The organism is Plantactinospora sp. KLBMP9567 (assembly GCF_033446045.1).
In the GTDB taxonomy this organism is placed as follows: Bacteria; Actinomycetota; Actinomycetes; order Mycobacteriales; family Micromonosporaceae; genus Plantactinospora.
In genome coordinates this window covers 15820-34774 of the sequence record NZ_JAWQRR010000066.1, presented here as the reverse complement: position 1 = coordinate 34774, position 18955 = coordinate 15820, and the positions used below count along the sequence as shown (strand labels likewise).

General features: G+C 68.1%; 14 protein-coding genes. 5 read left to right on the top strand and 9 right to left on the bottom strand.

Annotated elements, in window-relative coordinates; translation table 11 throughout:
• Position 1 precedes the first annotated feature (1 nt).
• The 5 genes from R6Y94_RS43660 to R6Y94_RS43640 are packed head-to-tail and all read right to left on the bottom strand — an operon-like array spanning position 2 to position 4560.
• Positions 2–973 (bottom strand): NAD-dependent epimerase/dehydratase family protein, encoded by a 972-nt coding sequence (locus R6Y94_RS43660; RefSeq protein WP_318403220.1) that lies wholly within the window; start codon positions 971–973, stop codon positions 2–4.
• A gap of 8 nt (positions 974–981) precedes the next feature.
• The gene (locus tag R6Y94_RS43655) at positions 982–1740 is read right to left on the bottom strand and encodes a phytanoyl-CoA dioxygenase family protein (protein WP_318403205.1); all 759 of its coding nucleotides are present in this window, start codon (positions 1738–1740) and stop codon (positions 982–984) included.
• Positions 1740–2396 (bottom strand): class I SAM-dependent methyltransferase, encoded by a 657-nt coding sequence (locus tag R6Y94_RS43650; protein WP_318403203.1) that lies wholly within the window; start codon positions 2394–2396, stop codon positions 1740–1742. Before R6Y94_RS43650 ends, R6Y94_RS43655 begins: the two co-directional genes overlap by 1 nt.
• On the bottom strand, positions 2393–3643 hold the full coding sequence (locus R6Y94_RS43645; RefSeq protein WP_318403201.1) for a methionine adenosyltransferase: 1251 nt from the start codon (positions 3641–3643) through the stop codon (positions 2393–2395). Before R6Y94_RS43645 ends, R6Y94_RS43650 begins: the two co-directional genes overlap by 4 nt.
• Positions 3644–3660: 17 nt before the next feature.
• Positions 3661–4560: a radical SAM protein gene (locus R6Y94_RS43640; RefSeq protein WP_318403199.1), complete on the bottom strand. Its 900-nt coding sequence runs from the start codon at positions 4558–4560 to the stop codon at positions 3661–3663.
• A gap of 218 nt (positions 4561–4778) precedes the next feature.
• On the opposite strand from R6Y94_RS43640, the gene R6Y94_RS43635 reads away from it, so the two are divergent.
• Entirely contained in the window at positions 4779–6203 is a 1425-nt protein-coding gene (locus R6Y94_RS43635) for a carph-isopro domain-containing protein (protein ID WP_318403198.1), read from the top strand.
• Between the two features lie 15 nt (positions 6204–6218).
• Positions 6219–7169 (top strand): FAD-dependent oxidoreductase, encoded by a 951-nt coding sequence (locus R6Y94_RS43630; RefSeq protein ID WP_318403196.1) that lies wholly within the window; start codon positions 6219–6221, stop codon positions 7167–7169.
• A gap of 37 nt (positions 7170–7206) precedes the next feature.
• On the opposite strand, the gene R6Y94_RS43625 is transcribed toward R6Y94_RS43630, so the two are convergent.
• Genes R6Y94_RS43625 through R6Y94_RS43610 form a run of 4 tightly spaced genes read right to left on the bottom strand, consistent with a single transcriptional unit; the run spans position 7207 to position 15343 of the window.
• Positions 7207–10422: a type I restriction endonuclease subunit R gene (locus R6Y94_RS43625; RefSeq protein WP_318403194.1), complete on the bottom strand. Its 3216-nt coding sequence runs from the start codon at positions 10420–10422 to the stop codon at positions 7207–7209.
• A 28-nt stretch (positions 10423–10450) separates the two neighbouring features.
• On the bottom strand, positions 10451–11677 hold the full coding sequence (locus tag R6Y94_RS43620) for a restriction endonuclease subunit S (RefSeq protein ID WP_318403192.1): 1227 nt from the start codon (positions 11675–11677) through the stop codon (positions 10451–10453).
• Positions 11670–13286, bottom strand: a complete 1617-nt coding sequence (locus R6Y94_RS43615; protein WP_318403190.1) for a class I SAM-dependent DNA methyltransferase — start codon at positions 13284–13286, stop codon at positions 11670–11672. The genes R6Y94_RS43620 and R6Y94_RS43615 overlap by 8 nt, the downstream gene beginning before the upstream one ends.
• Before the next feature lie 20 nt (positions 13287–13306).
• Complete coding sequence (locus R6Y94_RS43610) at positions 13307–15343, bottom strand: SAM-dependent DNA methyltransferase (protein WP_318403188.1); 2037 nt, start codon at positions 15341–15343, stop codon at positions 13307–13309.
• A 148-nt stretch (positions 15344–15491) separates the two neighbouring features.
• Here R6Y94_RS43610 and R6Y94_RS43605 point away from each other — a divergent pair, with 148 nt between their 5' ends.
• The 3 genes from R6Y94_RS43605 to R6Y94_RS43595 are packed head-to-tail and all read left to right on the top strand — an operon-like array spanning position 15492 to position 18765.
• Entirely contained in the window at positions 15492–17900 is a 2409-nt protein-coding gene (locus R6Y94_RS43605) for an AAA family ATPase (protein WP_318403186.1), read from the top strand.
• Entirely contained in the window at positions 17897–18271 is a 375-nt protein-coding gene (locus R6Y94_RS43600) for a hypothetical protein (RefSeq protein ID WP_318403184.1), read from the top strand. The genes R6Y94_RS43605 and R6Y94_RS43600 overlap by 4 nt, the downstream gene beginning before the upstream one ends.
• Positions 18265–18765 (top strand): hypothetical protein, encoded by a 501-nt coding sequence (locus tag R6Y94_RS43595; RefSeq protein ID WP_318403182.1) that lies wholly within the window; start codon positions 18265–18267, stop codon positions 18763–18765. Before R6Y94_RS43600 ends, R6Y94_RS43595 begins: the two co-directional genes overlap by 7 nt.
• Positions 18766–18955 lie beyond the last annotated feature (190 nt).

Genomic DNA, 18955 nt, shown 5'->3' with positions numbered 1-18955 from the left:
CTCATCCCCTCCACCGCTGGATCAGGTTCCGCTCACGGGCGTGATCGAGCCAGCGCTGTGACCAGCCGCGTCGTAGCGCCTGCCAGCCGAGCGCATCGGTGATGCTGTCGGGCAGGGGTCGGAGGGTGAGGCCGGCGCTGGTGGCGCGGCTGTTGTCGACCGACATGAGCGCCAGTTCGGGGCTGCTGGCGGGCAGCCACAGCGGGATTTCGGTCCATGGGCGTACTCGGTGGGTGAGGGCGAAGGCCTCGCCCACCCGGCAAGCGGTGACGGCTCGGCCAGCACGGGTCAGGACCGTGTCCACCAGGGTTCGGGCATTGGTTCGGGCGCCGGCGACGTTGACGACGCCGGTAAGTTGCCGGGCTGCGGCGTTGCGCAGGAAGTGGGCGGCGTCGGTGGCGTCGATGAGTTGGATGGCCTGGCGGTCGTCCATCGGGACCAGGACGTCGCCGCCGCGCAGCGCGCGTTCCAGCCAGTAGGCGAGGCGATCGCTGTCGTCGTATCGGCCGATGACCAGGCCGAGGCGGGCAATGAGTAGGGGTGTGTTGGTTCGGTCGAGGCGGCGTCGAAGGTATCGCTCGCAGCGGAGCTTGCGGGTGGCGGAGGCGTGTACCGGGTGGGAGACGTCAGCCTCGATCGTGGGGGCCCGTTCGGTCAGGCCGTGTCGGCTGGGCGCTCTGCGGTAAACCCCGCAGGTGGAGACCAGAATGTATTGTCCGACGTTGCCGATCAGGGGCAGGACTTGGCGCAGGTCGTCGACGTCGCGGGCGCTGGTGTCGATGACCGCGTCCCACGGTTCGGCGAGGACGGCGGCGGCTTCGAGGGTTGGTGCGCGCCGGTCGGTCAGGACGTGGTGGGCGATTCCGGCGAAGGGCGATGGTGAGCGGCCCCGGTAGAGCACGGTGACGTCGTCTCCGCGTCGGAGGCATTCCTCCACGATGTGCCGGCCTACGAATCGGGTGCCGCCGAGCATGAGGATCTTCATCGCGGTTTCCCGTCGTCTGGGCGGGCGGGGCTGTAGCCGAGCACGAGCAGCCGGCGCGGGTGGCCCGAGGTGTTCGGTCCGCTGGCGTGGACCAGGGCGGCGTCCCAGATCAGGACCGCACCGGGCTCGGCTATCAGAGTCACGGCGGCGGTGTCGGGCGCGGCGGTGTCGGGTACGACGGGTCCCTGGTTGTCGGTCGGGATCATCTCGATCGTGTGGCGGTGGCTGCCGGGCCAGACCCGCAGCGCACCGGCCGTTTCGGTGCAGGGATCGAGGCAGACGGCGACGGTGAGCACCCGGGGGTAGCCGCGTGTCGCGTAGTAGGCGGCGTCGGTGTGCTTGCGGACCTCTTCGCCGAGCACCGGTAGCGCCGCCCATCCGGCGGTGATGTCGACGCTCTGCTTGTACATGAGCTTGTTGTCCATCAGTGTCGGGGGCGTGCCGAGCAGGTCGGCGACGACGGCGCGCAGCCCGGGGCTGTCGGCAACCGCCGTGGCGGCCGGGGACAGGTCGACCACAGGTTTGACCTTGAGGACGTACGGGTCGCCGCTGGCCAGGCGCCACCAGGTGACGCGTGGGTCGAGCGTTCTGGTGGCGACCATCCGGGCGAGCCGGTGGCCGAGGAGTGTGTCGGCCTCGACCCGCAGGTCCTGGATGGTGGCGGGCGGGATCAGGTCCGGCAGGACGAGGTACCCGTGGGTGGCGAACCGGTCAATCTGCTGCGCGGAGACCGCCGGCGCGATCGGCGATGTCATCAGGCGCCGCCTTTCATGGCGATCGGGATCAGGAAGTCTCGGCTGGGTTTGGTCCAGTGCGGCGGGGTCTGCTCGGCTGGCATGGTGTGCGGGCTGGCGGTCCAGGCCGCGAAGTGCCGGTCGAGGACCGCGCGGCGGGCCGGGCCGATCGAGGTGCCGCTGTGGAAGAAGCTGAACCGGCCACCCGGACGGAGGCAGCGCAACGCGACGTCGGCGACGAACTCGGCGAAGTCGGAGTCAGCGTGTCCGTCCGGCGGCCAGGTGTCGTACATGATCGCATCGAAGACGCCGGTCGGCAGCGTCACGAGCTGCCACGGGTCGGCGTAGACCCGTGCCGGTGCGTCGAGGGTTTCGACCACCCGCGTGCGAGCCATCAGCGCCACGCCGGGGTGCGGTTCGATCGCCGTGTACGAGCCGATTTCACGCCTCGATAGCTGGGCGGCGAACACACCGAGACCGAGCCCAACCTCCAACACATTGGGGCGGGTGAAACCCTCGGTGAGGCGGGTGACGTGCTCGCGCATCAGGTCGGCCTCGGCGAAGAACATCACGTACTGCGAGCCGATGCGTAAACCTTCCGCGTCGATGACCGCGGGCTGGTCGCGGAGGGCGGCGATGTGTCGTTGGTGCACCTCGGACAGGGTCTTCGTCGTCATAGCGGGGCTCCGTCCCGGAATCGTGCCAGCGGTTCGGCGGCGAGGAAGCGAGTGGCGAAGGTCGAGGCCCCGGCGACGACGCGCCGCACCACCTCTTCAATCTCGGCCTCGGCGATGGCGTCGACCTCACGGTCCACCGAAACCAGGACGTGTGCCGGAGCGTCGAGCTGGCCACCGTTGCGGGCGGCGATCGTGACCTCGGCATACACCGAGGTTTCGGCCAGCACCCGCTCGGCCGCTTCGGCGGCGATGGCGGTGTAGATCTTGCCGGCGTGGTGGACCGGGTTCTTGCCGGCGGGCGCCTCGCCGCTCGCCGGGCGCAGCGGCTCGATGACGCCGCTGTACCGGTTGCCGCGCCCGACCGCGCCGCAGTCGCCCTTGCCGAGCGAGGTGCCGAACGGTGCAAGATAGCCGCGACCCGGCACATCCTTCGTGTTGAGGTGCAGCGACAGGCCGGTCACGTCCCGGGCTCGGGAATCCTGGTCGAGCAGGGACTTCAGCTCGGCGGAGACAATGCTCTGCGCCTCGCCGAGTGTCTCTCGGTACGCCTGCCATGAGCCGACCAGTTCGGGATGGAACGGCACGGCAGCCGTGACCTCCAGCGCGGAGCCGATTCGAACCACCATGACCTTCACGTCGGTCCCGGCAGTAGCCACGACCTGCCGGAATCCTTCGCTGGTGAGTCGCCGTTCGAGCCGTATCGCGAGATCGGCGGCGAGGCCGCGCCGGCTGGTGCCGACGCAGACCACGGTGTCGTTGGCGACGGACTCCGTCGCGAGCACTGCGTTGATGTCCAGCGCCGCTTCGGGGCGGTAGAACCTCGGGTCGTGGTCGACGGCGGTGCCGCGCGTGTTGTTGATGTGCAGGCGCAGGTGTTCGAGGATGCGGCGGTCACCGAGCGCGGCCGGCAGGACGTCGAGGACGACGGCCCGGAAGATCTCCTCGATCGGCACCTGCGTGTCACCGACCTGGTCAGTGATCTTCCCGAAGAGGTAGCAGTCGGCCGGCTTGAGGATATCGAAGCCACCGAAGCGGACGTCGGCGGCGGCGCCGACGAGGTTCACTTTGTCGACCCAGTGGTTGGGGATGGCACCGAACTCGCGCAGGCACCAGGACGAGTAGCGCTGGGAGAAGGCGTCGGCGACCAGGTCGGCGAGGCTGTCCGGGTGGCCGATGCCCTTGCGTTCGGCGACGTCGAACGGCTGGTCGTCCGGGTCGTCGCAGGCATGACGGATCGAGATCTGCATGGGAGGCCCTTCGAAGGTCAGAGGTCGTCCGGGTCGACGCCCGGTTCAGGGCGGGCTGGAGGGTCGACGAGGTAGGACAGACACTGCGACAGGACCAGAACCCGCTTGGCGGGGCACGGCTCGTTGACGTCGGCGGGCCGGAAGGTGCCGTCGTAGAGATTTCCGTAGCCGGTGGGCACGGAAGCGCATCGGCGTACGTCACCGGTGACGGTGACCTTGAACGAGGTGACACCGGCGGTGCACGCCTGGCCTCGGAAGGAGAGCATCCCGTCGAGGTAGGGCCGGTTGAAGACGTACTCGCCGGAGTTGGCTAAGACGAGTGCCTTCTGCTCGTCGGTGTAGCCCTCCGGATAGCGGACGCCCTCGTACACGCCCTTGAACACCTTGGCCCGGACGTGGTCCACACCCAGCTCGCGCAGCCGGTCCAGGTCGGCGGCGAACCGGCCGAGCAGCGGCGGGTACAGCACGTACAGGGCGGTGACGTCGAAGCCGCCGCGCCGCAGGATCAGGTAGTTGCGGGCGTAGGCGTCGAGTTCCAGACCGCGCAGCTCGCGTTCGGGCTGGTGGATCGCGGCGACGATCTTCGCCACCCGGCCCGCCGGGACACGCTCGGCGAACTCCGTTACGTCGTCGGAAGCGAGGTTGGTGTTGATGCTGATGAAGTGGTTTCCGGCCAGCCCCCGGCACAGCTCGACGAAGCCGGGGAACATGAACGGCTCGCCACCGGACATGTGCACCAGACAGACCTTGCCCAGCTCGTCGAAGCGCTGGACTACCAGCTCCGGGGCCGGCTCGTCAAGGTGCTTGCGGTTGAGCACGTAGCGGATCTGCGGGTGGCAGTACTCGCAGAAGAAGTTGCAGCGGTTCGTGAGGTGCCAGTCGAACTCCCAGTCCCATGGAGGTTTGGTCTGGGTCATCGCCGAAGTACGCATCAGGTCCTCCGCTCGCCCGTCGGGGTTCACCCGCCGGCGCAGCCTTCCTGGCGGTGCGCCGGCGGGGACGCATTCAGCAGACCGCGAACCGGCACCGCTCGGGCAGGGGATAGAACCGTCAAGAGCGTCAATTCCATGGGCCACAGCGGCCAACACGATCCGGTACCTTCGCGGTACTGTCGGTTGACCCTGCGGAGGAGTCGATGGGATCGCCACCCGACCGCACCAACCAGACCCTCGCCGCGCACATGGCCGAAGCTGGCCTCACCCCGCGCACCCTCGCACGAGAGATCAACCGACTCTTCGGACCCGGCACACTCGCCGAAACCGCGCCCTACCACTGGCGCGATGCCGGCGGCATCCCCCGCCCGCCGCTGCCAGCGCTGACCGCGTACGTCATCTCCCGGCGCCTTGGCCGCATCGTGACCGCAGGGGACCTATGGCACGGGCAGCTGGACACCGCGGATGGCACGCTGGTAATGGCGGCCAGCACCGGCATGGACGGGCCGTGGACACTCGCGAGCACCATGCTGGTCGCCGAGGACTGGCTGTTGGGAGGACTGGTGGACAGGAGGATGTTCCTCTCCGTCTCCGGGGCAGCCCTCGCCCAGGCCGTCAACATCTACCTCGGCTTGCACCTTCCGGCGAACGGGACCGCCCTTCCGACCGCGACACCGGACGACCCTCTCGTCGACCAGATCGAAGCCAGCGTGCCGCGCCTACAACTGCTCGACGACGAGCGCGGCGGCGCGGCCGGCCTCGGCTACGTCGGCGCCCAGGTCCGCGCGGTCCTGCTCGTACTCCGCGACGGCGGCCACACGGACGCCACGACCCGCCGACTCCTGGTCGCCCTCGCCGACCTCGCCCAACTCGCCGGCTGGAAGGCATTCGACGCCGGACAGCAGGGTCTCGCCCAGCGCTACTTTTTCACCGGCCTACGCGCCGCCCATGACGCCGGATACCGGGCCATGGAAGCGCACATCCTGGCCGACCTGTCCTTCCAGGCCGCCTCACACGGCGACGCCGACGACGGCCTGCGCCTCGGCAGCGCCGCCCGCCGGGTCGCCGACCGGTCTGCCGCGAGCGTCCAGGCATCCGTTCTGTCCCGCCTCGCGTTCGCCCACGCCGCCGCCGGGCAGGTCGACCAGTGCGAGCATGCCTGGACGGAAGCCCGTGACCACCTCGCGAGGCGGCATCCCGACTGCGACCCGGAGTGGATGTACTACCTGACTCCCAACCACCTCGACTGCCAGGTCGGCTACGCGATGATCCTCGCCGGACGGCAGGTCGTGGCGAACGGGCGAGCAAGCGACGGGAAAGCCCTGCTCCGCAAGGGCGAGGCACTCCTGCGGACCGGCGCGTACGCCCGTCGATCGGACGTGCCCTACCAGCGGCGGGCCCTTTACGAAGGCGCCTGGCTCGCTCTTGGCTACACCGCCCACGGCAAACTCGACGACGCCTGTACCGTAACGCGGATGGCCCTGCCCCGGCTCGAGCAAGTCCGCTCACCCCGTAGCACCGCCCTGCTCGGCACGCTCGCGCAGGAACTCCGCCGACGGAAGCGGAACCAGGGCGTCTCTGACCTGCTCCCCGACCTTGAGAACGCGCTCGCGCGCCAACCAACCTGACACTACGGTAAAACGATGACCCGCACCGATTTCGACGCCCTGGTCATCGGAGCCGGCGTATCCGGCCTCACCACCGCCGTCTGCCTCGCCGAAGCCGGACTACGGGTCAAAATCTGGGCCGCCGAGCCACCCGAGCGAACCACCTCGTACGCCGCAGGCGCGATGTGGGGCCCTTACCTCGTCGAACCCGTCGACCGGGTACGCGTCTGGAGCGCCCAGACACTCGACGTGCTGCGGCAGCTCGCCACCGATCCGGCGACCGGGGTCCGGCTCGTCTCCGGAATCGAGGCGTCCCGCAAGCCCGTCGAACCGCCGGAGTGGGGCGATCAGCTCGACGGGTTCCGGATGTGCGAGCCGAGCGAACTGCCGGACAGCTTTGCCACCGGCTGGCGGTACAGGGCACCGCTGGTCGACATGCCGGTCTACCTTGGCTACCTGCGCGGACGACTGAAGGCAGCCGGTGGGATGATCGATATCCGTCGAATCGATGCACTTGGCGAGGCCGTTCAGGTTGCCCCACTGATCGTCAACTGCTCCGGAATGGGCGCCCGCGACCTCGTACCCGACCCCAACCTGACCCCGATCCGCGGGCAACTCGTCGTGGTCGAGAACCCCGGCATCACGGAGTTCTTCTCGGAAGACACCGGGCTCTCGCCCGACCTGTTGCACTTCTATCCGCAGGGCGAGACTTTGGTCCTCGGCGGCACCGCCCAACCTGGTGAGTGTAGCCAGGAGCCCGACTCAGGCACTGCTGCGGCCATACTTGCCCGCTGCGCGGAAATCGAGCCACGTCTCCGTAACGTCCAGGTCGTCGAGCACCGGGTCGGCCTACGCCCCACACGGCCAAACGTCAGGATCGAAGAAGAGCAACTCGATGGCGCCAGGGTGATCCACAACTACGGCCACAGCGGGGCTGGCGTCACTCTCTCCTGGGGCTGTGCCTTCGAGATCTCACGTCCAATCTGATCGTCGTATACGAGTGCCTGGCGATCCTGTGGCGTTGTCAGCGCTCCGACGCTTGCCCGCCGGGTGTCCACTCGTTGGCGAAGGTCTCCATTTGGCGGATGACCAGGTCGATGGCGGCACGCTCGTGGTCCGGTGGGTAGTCGTAGCGGGCCAGCAGACGGCGGATGTGGGTACGGAGCTTGGCGCGTACTGGTTCGCGGGAGAACCAGTCCACCGTGATCGACGACTGGATCGACTTGACCAGTTCCCGGGCGATCTCCGCCAGTTTGCCGATCCCCATGAGCTCGGTGGCCGCGCCGTTCTGGGCGACGGCGTCATAGAAGGCCAGTTCGGCGTGGTTGAGCGGAGGGTCGAACCGCTGGCCGCGCCGGGCGTCCGCGGACACCTCCTTGGCCAGCTCGACCAGCTCGACGATCAGCTGCGCGCTGGTCAGCTGCTGACGCATGTAGCGGTTCATCAGGTCTTCAAGCTGGGCGGAGAAGCGTTCCTGGCGGACCACGTTGTGCTTGGTGACCTCGCGCATCTTCTGTTGGATCAGGCGCCGCAGCGCCGAGACGGCCAGATGCGGGGTCTCCGAGTTCTGCAGGCGCTGCAACGCCACCCCGTTGAGCTCGGTGATGTCGAGCTTGCCGAGACCCGCCTCCTCGTAGATGTCGGTGATGTCGGCTGCGTCAACCACCTCGGCGGCGAGCTGGGACAGGTAGCGTTCCACCTCGGCCGTGTTGGGCAGGCCCTTGGCCTCCCGGTCGGCGGCCTCCTCCTTGACGATCCAGACCCGGACGTCGCGGAAGTAGTGGATGTCGCGGCGTAGGCGCTGGATGTCGCCGGCACGTCCGATGAAGTCGCGGCTGGTGGCGCAGAGCGCGTAGAAGCGTTCCAGCCGGCCCGCCGATTCGCGGAACCGCTGATGCAGCGGCTTCGCGCCTGGCTCCGCCAGGTTGCCGGGGGTCCGCGGGTCGCGCAGGAAGTTGGCGGCCTTCCGTACCGCCCGAAGCCAGCGGGTCGGGTTCTTCTTGTCGTCGAGGATCGCCCGCCACTTCACCGGCGCCAACATGGCCTCGATGACGGAGATCTCGTTGTGCACCTCGCTGATCGCCCGGTCGATCTCCCTGCCGAGGGTCTGGTCCTCCTGGTCGCTGGGGGTGTACTCGGTGAGCGCCTTCCGCAGGTTCTCGGTCAGCGGGGCGTAGCCCACCAGCAGGCCGTCCTGCTTCTCTCGGAAACGCCGGTTGACCCGCGCCAACGCCTGCATCAGGTTGGCACCCTTCATCCGCCGATCCATGTAAATGGTGTGGATGGGGGGTGCGTCGTAGCCGGTGAGCAGCATCGAATGCACGATGAGCAGCTCCAGCTCGTCATCCGGGTCCTTGGCGCGGGCCTGGACGGTCTTCTGTTGCGACGGGCGCAGGTGATGCGGGCGCAGCACCTCCTTGTCGCTCGGCACACCGTGGAAGACGATCTTCATCTTGCCCTTGTCGACGGCCGGGTCCGCCCAGTCGGGCCGCAGCTCCCTGACGGCGTCGAAGACGCGGACGCAGATCTCCCGGGTCGCACAGACGAGCATGGCCTTGCCCGGCACGCCGAGCTGCGGACGCATCAGCTCGCGCCGCCTCTCCCAGTGCTCGACCAGGTCCTTCGCGAGCTTCTCGACCCGGTCGGGGGCGCCGTAGATGGTGTTCATGGTGGTCACGTACGCCTCGGCCTTGCGCCGCTCCGCGTCGTCCAGGCTGGCAGTGAGCCTCTCCACCTCTTCATCGATGCTCTCCGGATCCATCTCCGGTGGCAGCGACACCGGGATGATCCGCGGCTCGTGATAGACGCGTACCGTCGCGTCGTCGTCGACGGCACGTTTGAGGTCGTACACGTCGATGTAGTCGCCGAAGACGGCGCGGGTGTTCACCTCGGCGGTGGCGATCGGGGTGCCGGTGAAGGCGATGAAGGTGGCGTGCGGCAGCGCGTCGCGCAGGTGCCGGGCGTAGCCGTCCAGGCTGTCGTAGTGGCTGCGGTGCGCCTCGTCAACGATCACCAGGATGTTGCGGCGGTCAGAGAGGAGCGGATGTGGCCTTCCGGCCTCCCGTTCCTCTTTTGTACGCCCGAACTTCTGCAACGTCGTGAAGATGATGCCGCCGGCGTTCCGGTTCGACAGCTCTGACCGCAGCTCGGCGCGGCTGTCGGCCTGGATCGGCTCCTGACCAAGCAGGCCCTGACTCTCCTGGAACGTGTCGAAGAGCTGGTCATCGAGGTCGGTCCGGTCGGTGAGCACCACGATGGTCGGGTTCTTCAGGGCAGGATGGCGGACGGTCAGCGCTGCCGTACACACCATCTCCTCGGACTTACCGGAGCCCTGGGTGTGCCAGACGACGCCCGCCTTTCCATCGCCCTGCGCCGCTCGCACGATGCACCCGAGGGCCCGGATGACGGCGAAGTGCTGATGGGCCTTGGCGATCCGTTTGGTCGTCGAGGTGAAGTTGACGAACCCGGAGGTCAACTCCAGGAAACGCCGCTGGTTGAACAGGCCGTGGAGGGCAACGGTCAGCGCCTCCGGGCCGTCGTACTCGGGGGAGCTGGTGTCGACGCGTTCACCCTCGTCGTTGATGTTCCACGGTGCGAAGTGCTCGTAGGGGGTGAACGGGGTGCCGTACTTCGCGGTGATCCCGTCGGAGATCAGGCAAAGCACGACATGCCGGAACGCCAGCGGGAACTCCGCGAGGTATGTCTGGAGCTGGGCGTGCGCGCCGGGCAGGGTGGCGTTCTCGTCGGCGGCGTTCTTCAGCTCAACGATGGCGACGGGCAGGCCGTTGAGGTAGAGCACGATGTCGAACCGGCGCCGGGCGTCGCCGTCGATGACCGTGACCTGGCTGATCGCCCGGTAGACGTTGCGGTCGGGGTCGTGCAGGTCGGCCAGGCGTACGGTGGGGTTGTGCTCGGCGCCGAACGCGTCGGTGTAGACGACCGAGCGGATCCCGTGGACGAGCCGCTTGTGTGCCTCCCGATTCTCGGCGAGTGCCTCCCGGGAGGCCACATCGGTGGCGGCCCGCACCGCGTCGGCGACTGCCACAGGCGGCAGGTCGGGGTTGAGGCGCTCGACTGCGGCACGGAGGTCCTCGATGAGCACCAGATCGGCCCACGATTGTCGCTGCCCCGATCCCGGCGCGACGTCCTTACCGATCCCGGGCTCCCACCCGAGTTCGCCGAGCTCTTCCAGCGCGAGCGCCTCCCAGCCCGCCTCGTTCATCCGCCCGTCCAATCCCATCCCCACCCTCCCCAGAGTCTTTCGTTACCTAAACCGCTTCTTCAACAACCTTCTCGGCATCCTTGATCCGCAGCCGCCCCGACATCAACTCCGGCAACAGCGTGTTCCGTAGTTCAGCGAGCGTCGCGTTTTCCCTCAGCGTCTCAGCAATCGTATCCATAAGTGGTCGGACGGCTTCATGCCAGGAACCCAGCACATCTGATGAGGGCAGCGCGACTGTCATGCTCTCGACCACGCCCTTGTTGATGTGTTGCTGAGCGCCCCCCGTCGCATGCCGGGTTAGATCTCCGATGTTTTGTCGCACCCAGAAGTACAGCCAATCATTAAGTGCGGGATTGTCGACCCATGCGCCTACCAGGGATTGGTTTCCGCTCGACGCGATTTCGAGCCGAGAGACTTGACCAAGTGTGGCGCCGGTGATTGCAAGGACTGTTGCCCCTTGGGGCATCATCTTCGCCGCGCTCTTCTGCAATGCCAGTTCCGTTATGCGCGCTGAGGGTTTCATGATGCGAAGCAGGTTCGCGCTACCCGAGTTGACCCAGTTGACGGTTCCGCTGGTCCAGTACTCCGGGACGCTGCGGTCCGGTGTCCCGCCTAGCACCACGGTGGCAACCTCCCGCAGGGAGGTGGTACTGAGCTCTTCCCGTTGAACCCAGATTTGAAAGAGGGACACAGTTAGTGCATCGGCCATCGATGCAACTCTGTCGTTGACCGCAATCTTTTCATCCAGTGAGCCGAGGACATCTGTTATCGATCGCTGTACTTTCATCGGAGGATGGGGAACTCGGGTAGCCTTTATCGTTGCAACGGGCTGGGCCAGACCGGGCACCCCAACGGTCGAGATTCTGCTGAGTAGTGCGCGCTGGCCGGCGGGTGACAGGAACCAGTACAGGTAGAACTCTGGAAGCGCGAGGTTCGAATCAAGTCGAGCCTTGACCTGGCTTGTCGAGAGAACGTATCGAGGAAACCTCGGCGAACGCGGAACCATGGCGACTTGGCCGATGACGCCCCGATGTGTAAACACGAGATCACCCCCTTGTAGATTGGCGCCGGGGATTTGATTTGCCTTGCTGTCAGAGATGTAGACGAAGTTGTCGTCCGCAAATCTTCCCGTTCCCAGGTTGACCCCTCGCACCATGGGTACGCCGACATCGACGTAATCCTTTGCGGTGAAGGCGGAGCCATACGGCTTCGAGATGGCGCTCTTTTCGCGAGCTGCCAGGTCCTCGAAACGAACAACTGGCCACTCAGACATCGAGCCTCCCGAGCTGGTCGCGGACGACTGCTTCGAGTCGGGCCGATTCGTCGAAGTGGGCGTACAACTCCTTGGTGAGGCGGTCGATGCGGTCGGCCAGTGGCTCGGCGTCCGGGTCCTCTTCGGCTTCGGCAGCGCCAACGTACCTGCCGGGGGTGAGGACGTGGTCGTGGGCGGCCACTTCGTCGAGCTTTGCGGAGTAGCAGAAGCCGGGTTCGTTCTCGTACGTCTGGCCCTTGGTTTTGGCGGACCTGGTGCCGCGCCAGGCGTGGTATGTGTCAGCGATCTTCGCTATGTCGTCCTCGGTGAGGATGCGCTCGGTGCGGTCCACCATCGTGCCGAGGGCGCGGGCGTCGATGAAGAGGGTCTCGCCGCGACGGTCGGTCAGCGCGCGCGCGCCCTGCGGGCTCTTGTCCTTGGTCAGGAACCACAGGCAGGCGGGAATCGCGGTGGTGCGGAAGAGGTTCGGCGGGAGGGCGACCATGCACGCCACCAGGTCCGCCTCGACCATCCCGCGGCGGATCTCGCCTTCGCCGGACTGCTTCGAGGACATCGAGCCGTTGGCCAGGACGATGCCGGCGCTGCCCCGGTCGCCGAGTTTGAAGAGCATGTGCTGGAGCCAGGCGTAGTTGGCGTTGCTCTGCGGCGGCACCCCGTAGCGCCAGCGTGGGTCGGTCTCGCGGCGCGCCCAGTCACTCATGTTGAACGGTGGGTTGGCCATGATGAAGTCGGCCCGCATGTCCGGATGCTTGTCGTCGAAGAACGTGTCGGCCCAGCGGTCGGCGATGCCCACGGGGTCCATGCCGTGGATGGCGAGGTTCATTTTCGCCAACCGCCACGTGCGCTCGTTCGCCTCCTGGCCGTAGATGGCGATGTCATGGGTGTGTTCGCGGCCGGCGCGGGCCTCGACGAACTTCTTCGACTGCACGAACATGCCGCCGGAGCCGCAGCAGGGGTCGTATACCCGTCCGGAGTAGGGCTCCAGCACCTCGACGAGGACCCGCACCACGCTGGACGGGGTGTAGAACTCGCCGGCACGTTTCCCCTCGGCGCGGGCGAAGCGCTCCAGGAAATACTCGTAGACCTCGCCGAGGACGTCCTGCGCCTTTCGGTCGCCGTGGCCGGTGAAGCGGGCGTCGCTAATCAGGTCGACGAGCTCCTTGAGCCGCTTCTGGTCGACGTTGTCCCGGTTGAAGATCTTCGGAAGGACGCCGGTCAGCGGCCGGTTCTCATGCATGATCGCGTCCATGGCGTTGTCGAGCAGCGCGCCGACGCCACCGGGTGCGTTCTCCACCAGGTGGTCCCAGCGGGCGTTCTCGGGAACCCAGAAGACGTTGGCGCTGGTGTACTCGTCGCGTTCGTCGAGGAACTGGGCGCGGCGGTTTTCCGGGATGTCGGATAGGCTGTCTTCGATCTGGGTGCGGCGCTCAGCGAACGCGTCCGAGACGTACTTGAGGAAGACCAAGCCAAGGACGAACTCCTTGTACTGCGCGGCGTCCATCGAGCCGCGCAGCTTGTCGGCGGCCTTCCACAGGATGTCCTGGATCTGCTTGGTGCTGGACATGCCGGGCAGTTCGCCCTGTCCGTTGGCGCGTTTGCGTGGGGGCACGGTGTGTTCCGTTCTCTCGTTCAGGAGTTCGTACCGTACAGAGTCGTGAGGGTGCCGTCGGCGAAGCCGGTCACGGCGAGTTCGCGCAACTCGGCGAGAAGGCCGGCCTGCCGCTGTAGTAGACGCTCGCGCTCCTCCAGGCGGCGCAGGACCTCGTTCAGGCGGGCCGCCTCGTTTAGGGGCAGATCGGGGACCGTGGCGTCCCGCAACCCTGGTCCGCGTACCGCGCCGGGGCTACGGGTGGTGTTGCGGGCGGCGTCCAGCAGTGCCTTGAGGACTCGCGGGGTGAGCGGGTCGCCGGGGGAGATGCGCAGGCCGCGAGCCGGGAACTCGATCACCGAGAAGCCGTCCTCCTCCAGGAAGACCCCGAACTTGGGGACGGTGGTGACCACGAGGTCACCCGGTTCGGTGAGGGCCAGGTGGGGGTACTCGGCGGCGAGCGTGAGCCGGTCCATCCAGCGGTTCGATGACTGCGCGAGAACCTCTTCGGCACCTATGACCCGGTGGTGGCCACGCGGTCCGGCATGCCCAGGTGACAGGCGGTGCCCGGGAAGAGGGCGGACCCGACGAGCCGTGCGCAGCGCTCCGAGGGAGAGTTCCTTCGGCCTGCTTCCGTCTCGCTGTACCGACCTGGTGTCCAGTGGACCGTGCTCCTGCGCGTACCGGATGCTCTGTTGCTCCGCGTCGGTGAGACGGCGCTCGACCTCGCCGATCAGGGCTGGTCGGTCGGCGGCGAGCCGGGCACGTAGTGCGACCGATGTCGGACCCGGCGGCCGGAGCGCGGCACCTCGGCGCAGGTCGAGGCTTTCCAGCGGGACGGTCCGGCCGATCCGCGGATCGTGGCCGTCGCTACGGTGCCCCTCGGCGCGCCAGAGGAGGATGTCCTCGGCCGCGGAATCGACCGTGGCCTGGTCGAGCGCGGTACCGCTGAGATCGGCGAGCAGCAAGCGGCCCTTGACCGTTGGCACCGGGTCCCGGGTCAGCAGCCACAGCGCGGCGGGATGGCCCGGCCTGGCCGGAAAGACCCCGCCCGGTAGCCGCACGATTGCCTCGACGATGCCGGTGCCCAGCAGCGCCGCTCGACGCATCACTGCAGCGCCGTCCCGTAGCTCGTCAACGAGGCTGCTGGCGGGACCGACGACGATGGCTGTGCGGCCCGAGCCGAGTAGATCGGTGATCGCCTCGACCCGGTCGAGGTCGGTGAGAGCGTCTCGGGTCTCGGCGGGCCGGTAGGCGAGCCGGGTGACGATGAGGTCCGGTTCGGCGAACTCCTCGGCCAGCTCGTCGGCGCGTATGTCGAACTGGAACTCGGGCAGGTCGGCGAGGAGCAACTGCCGGCGAACCAAACGGGCGAGTTCCTCGTCGGCAACGGACGCGGTGACCCGTAGGTTGTCGCGGTCCAGGTCGCTCACCAGCGCTGTCAGCAGGTCGCCGGTGCCGGCATTGCCGTCGGCGATGGTGATGGCGTGGCGGGCGCCCAGCCTGGTCGGCACGTCGGCGACGCGGCGAATCAGGGCGACCAGTTCCGGGGCGAGCGCGTCTGCCGTCAGTTCGGGCCAGCCGAGGCGGTTGGCGGAGCTGAGCAGGAACCGGCAGGCGTGCCAAGCGTCGAAGGCTCCCTCGATCAGCTGCTCGACCAGCGGGGCCAGCCCGGCCGGCTCGGGCGCGTCGGCCAGCTCGTGCAGCAGAAACTCGTCATCGGGATCGAGGCGGCGGGCCAGCGGCAGCGGGTCGGCTGGCAGCGCGCGGCCGGCGAGGTGGCGGAGGCAGAGCGCGGCGCCGAGGACGGCGACCGCGCGTCGGCCGCCGTGCCGCCGGGCGTACGCCGCCAGCGTGTGCATGGATTGCTCAGCGCGCAGGGTGTTCGGGTCGGCGTGGCCGAGTCCGGTCCTGAGTAGCCAAGCCACGACCGCGTCTGCGGGAAAAAGGGGCTGGCCGTGGTCGCCCGATACGGGTGCAGGGAAGTCGGTGTGCCGCCGGCGCCAGGCTGTGACCGCAGGCTTGCTGACTCGCGCGAGCAGTGCGATCTCGCGCTGCGACATCAACTCCGTCTCCATGGCTCACCTCCCGCTTCGGCCATCACGGTACGAGTCCCGGAGTCTCAAGGACGAACACCTGTCTGTTATCCGGGGATAACAGTATGTAGGACAGTGTAGGCGACCTAACTGCGGTTCCCTCGATGTGCCAACGACATCAGGGGGTCTGATGAACGACACGCTCACGCTCTACCAGGAGCTCTCCGACCGCCTCCAGCAGTCCCAGGTGCCACGCGCGGTCGGCGACCTGGTTCTTGCCGCCTTCCACGGTGAGCAGGTTCTCGATGCCGTGCTGCGGGGTGAGGCTCTTCCGGCGTCGCCCGAGTCGGCCGAGGCGGACGGTTCCTCGCCACAGGCATTCCTGGAAGAGGTCCGGGTCGCCGGCTTCCGCGGGATCGGTCAGCAGGTCACGGTCGGTCGGCTGCCCAAGACCGGGCTGACCGTTTTCGTGGGCCGCAACGGCTCCGGGAAGTCCAGCATCGCCGAGGCCATCGAGTACACGCTGACCGAGGACTCCCTGCGCTGGGCTCAGCGCCCGGCGGCCTTCCGTGAGGGTTGGCGGAACCTGCACCACGACGGCGTATCGGAAATCCGACTCGGCCTACGACTCGACGACGGCCAGCAGGTGACGACCCTCCGCACTTGGCCGACCGGGGCCACCGATCTGACTTCTGCGACGGTCACCACGACCACCGGCGGCGCCGCGATGCCGCCAGGTCAAGTGCCGCAGTGGATCGGTCAGGCCGCCAGGTACCGGCCCTTCCTGTCCGCCCGCGACCTCGAACGGGTCATCACCGCCAAGCCGGCCGAACTGTACGACTCGATTGCGCCGATCCTCGGCCTGGGACCGCTACGCGACACCGACGTCCGGCTGCAACAGCGGCGCAAGGTCTACGACGACCGCGTCAAGGCGCTCAAGGCGGCCTTCACCGAGCTGCGCGAACAGCTCGGCCAGATCGACGACAACCGTGCCCGCGACGCCCTGAACGCCCTGAGCACGCAGGCCGGCCGGGCGAACCTGACCAGGCTGGCCGACCTTGCCTGCAGCGACACCGCCGCATCGGAGAAGCCCGCAGCGGAAGCCGCTCGGCGGCTCGCCGAGCAGGACTTGCCCGACCTCGGTCGGGCACTGGTTGCCCTGGACGAGTCCGAGGCGGCGGTGCGGCAGGCCACCGCCACCGACAGCGGCGTCGCCGACCGGAGCGCTCAGCTCCTGCGGGCCGCGCTCGACGTGCACCACGACCGTGGGGACGGCCCTTGCCCTGTGTGCCGTGCCGGCACCCTCGACCAGGACTGGCGTACGCAGGCGGAGGAAGAACTCGCCCGACTGGCCGCAGCCGCCGCGGTGGCCCGCGCCGCCCAGCAGGCATGCGCGAACGCCCGCCGTGCGGTCGATGGTCTGATCGGCGACATACGCCGGCTCCTGGAACCAGCCGCCACCGCGCTGGCACCCCACGTCCCCACGGCGAGTACGGCGGTACGGGATGCTCTCGCCAGCCTCAGCCCCGATCGGGCCGCTTGGGACAGTGTCGTCGCGGCGCACACCACCCTCATGAAGGCGGCGGCCGGCTGGCTCGCCCAGCGTCACGATGCCTGGCGCGATTCCGGCGCCGCGACCCGCCGCTGGGTCGACGCCGCGGCCGTGGTCCGCGCCGAGGCGCCGGCTCTGGCTCTTCTCACCAAGGCTCGTGCGGCTCTCGACATCGCCGAGAAGGCGATCCGCGCCGACCGGCTGGGCAGCTTCGCCGCCCAGTCGGACCGGGTGTGGCAGAAGCTGCGGCAGGAGAGCAACGTCGAGCTGCACCGGCTGCGGATGGAAGGAGTGAACAACACCCGCCGGGTCCTGTTCCCCGTGGCCGCCGACGGCGTCGAGACCAGCGCGCTCGCGGTGATGAGCCAGGGTGAGCTGCACGCCCTCGGCCTGGCGGTCTTCCTGCCCCGTGCCTGCGCCGAGACCAGCCCGTACCGGTTCGTGATCATCGACGATCCGGTGCAGAGCATGGACCCCACCAAGATTGATGGCTTGGCCGAGGTGTTGCGGGAGATCGCCCTGACCCGGCAGGTCATCGTGTTCACCCACGACGACCGGCTGCCGGAAGCGATTCGCCGCCTCGACATCGAGGCCGACGTCCGGGAGGTCACCCGCCGCGAGGGCTCCATCGTCGAGGTCCGCAAGGTCTGTGACCCGGCGGACCGCTACCTCGACGATGCCCGCGCCCTGGTCGCTGCGGAGATCTCGGACGAGGTGAAGTACCTGATGGTCGCCGGGTTCTGCCGGTCGGCGATCGAGTCGGTGAGCATGGATCGCTACCGCGCCGCCCAGCATCAGCTCGGCACGCCCTACCAGCAGATCCTGGAAGGACTCAGCCGCGCCCATACGGTGAAGGACCGACTCAGCCTCGGGCTCTTCGGCCGCCTCGTACCCCGCCCGGAGCTCTTCACTCGTCTCGACCGTGACTACGGCACGCAGGCCACCCGGACGGTCAAAGCGGTGGCGGAGGCGGTCCACGGACACCGGAGCATGCCTGTCCGGGCGATGGTCGCCAACACCGCTGCGCTCGTGGGGCGGTTGCGATGACGACGTCCCTGTACCTCGCCACCGCCGACCGGATGCTCAGCAGCGTCATCCGAGGCACCCGTGGAGCCTGGCCCCGTGCGTGCGCGTGGCTGCTTCGTCACGAACTGGAAGCAGCGATGAACCGGTACTGGGATCGGGTCTGTCCGGAGATCGGACGGACCCGGGTGCAGCGACCGAAGTTGCTGCTGCTCGCCCACTACGCCGGCCCCGACCTCGGGCGCCGGGCCAGCTACCTGTGGTGGGCGCTGTCCCGCGCCGGTCACCACCACCACTACGAACTCGGCGTCACCGCAGCCGAGCTGACCCGGCTCCGCGCCGAACTCCTCGACATCGTCGCGCTCCTTGACCACTCGGAGGCCCCTACATGCTGAAGCGAGATCAGGCCATGCTGATCCTCGGCGTTGAGGCGCTGGCCATAGTCGGCGTCGTTTACTACCTCGTCACGCTCGACCTCATCAGCCTCGCCTGGTCGGCGTCGATCGCGATCGCCATCCCGGCCTGGCTGCTCGCCGTGAAGGCGCCGACGACGTGCGGCGTGACCACCCAGAACGGCGACCGGTGCGGACGCAAGGTCAACGGTGTGATCTTCGGCTGCGGCCGGTCGAACCACACCTGGGCCAAGTTCTTTGCCCGCTTCGGCTGGCGTCGTCAGCCTGACCCGAGCAATCGGCGAGGCCGGTCTACCGAGGCTACCGAGGTCACCCAGGTGGTGACCGTGAAGATCGCCGAGGAGTGGAAGAGCACCGTGACGTTCTGGCTCGCCCTCACCGCGACGACGTGCGCCCTGGTCAGTGCCACCGTCGATGCCACCAACCTTCTTCGCGCACACGAGCCGCCGAAGCCGCCGGCCGCCGTCACTCGCTGACCCTGACTTCCCCCATCGATGCATCGGAGACCAAGTCCCGGCGAGGATCGCCCGCTACGGCCTCTCCCGCGCCACGCAGCGCCTGTTCGAGTTGGCCTTCAGCTGCGCCAAGCCGCGCCCCGGTACTGCAACATCTCGGCCTGCTCGATGTGCCGACAAGGCGCGGCGGCACTCCAGGCAACGAGGTGGA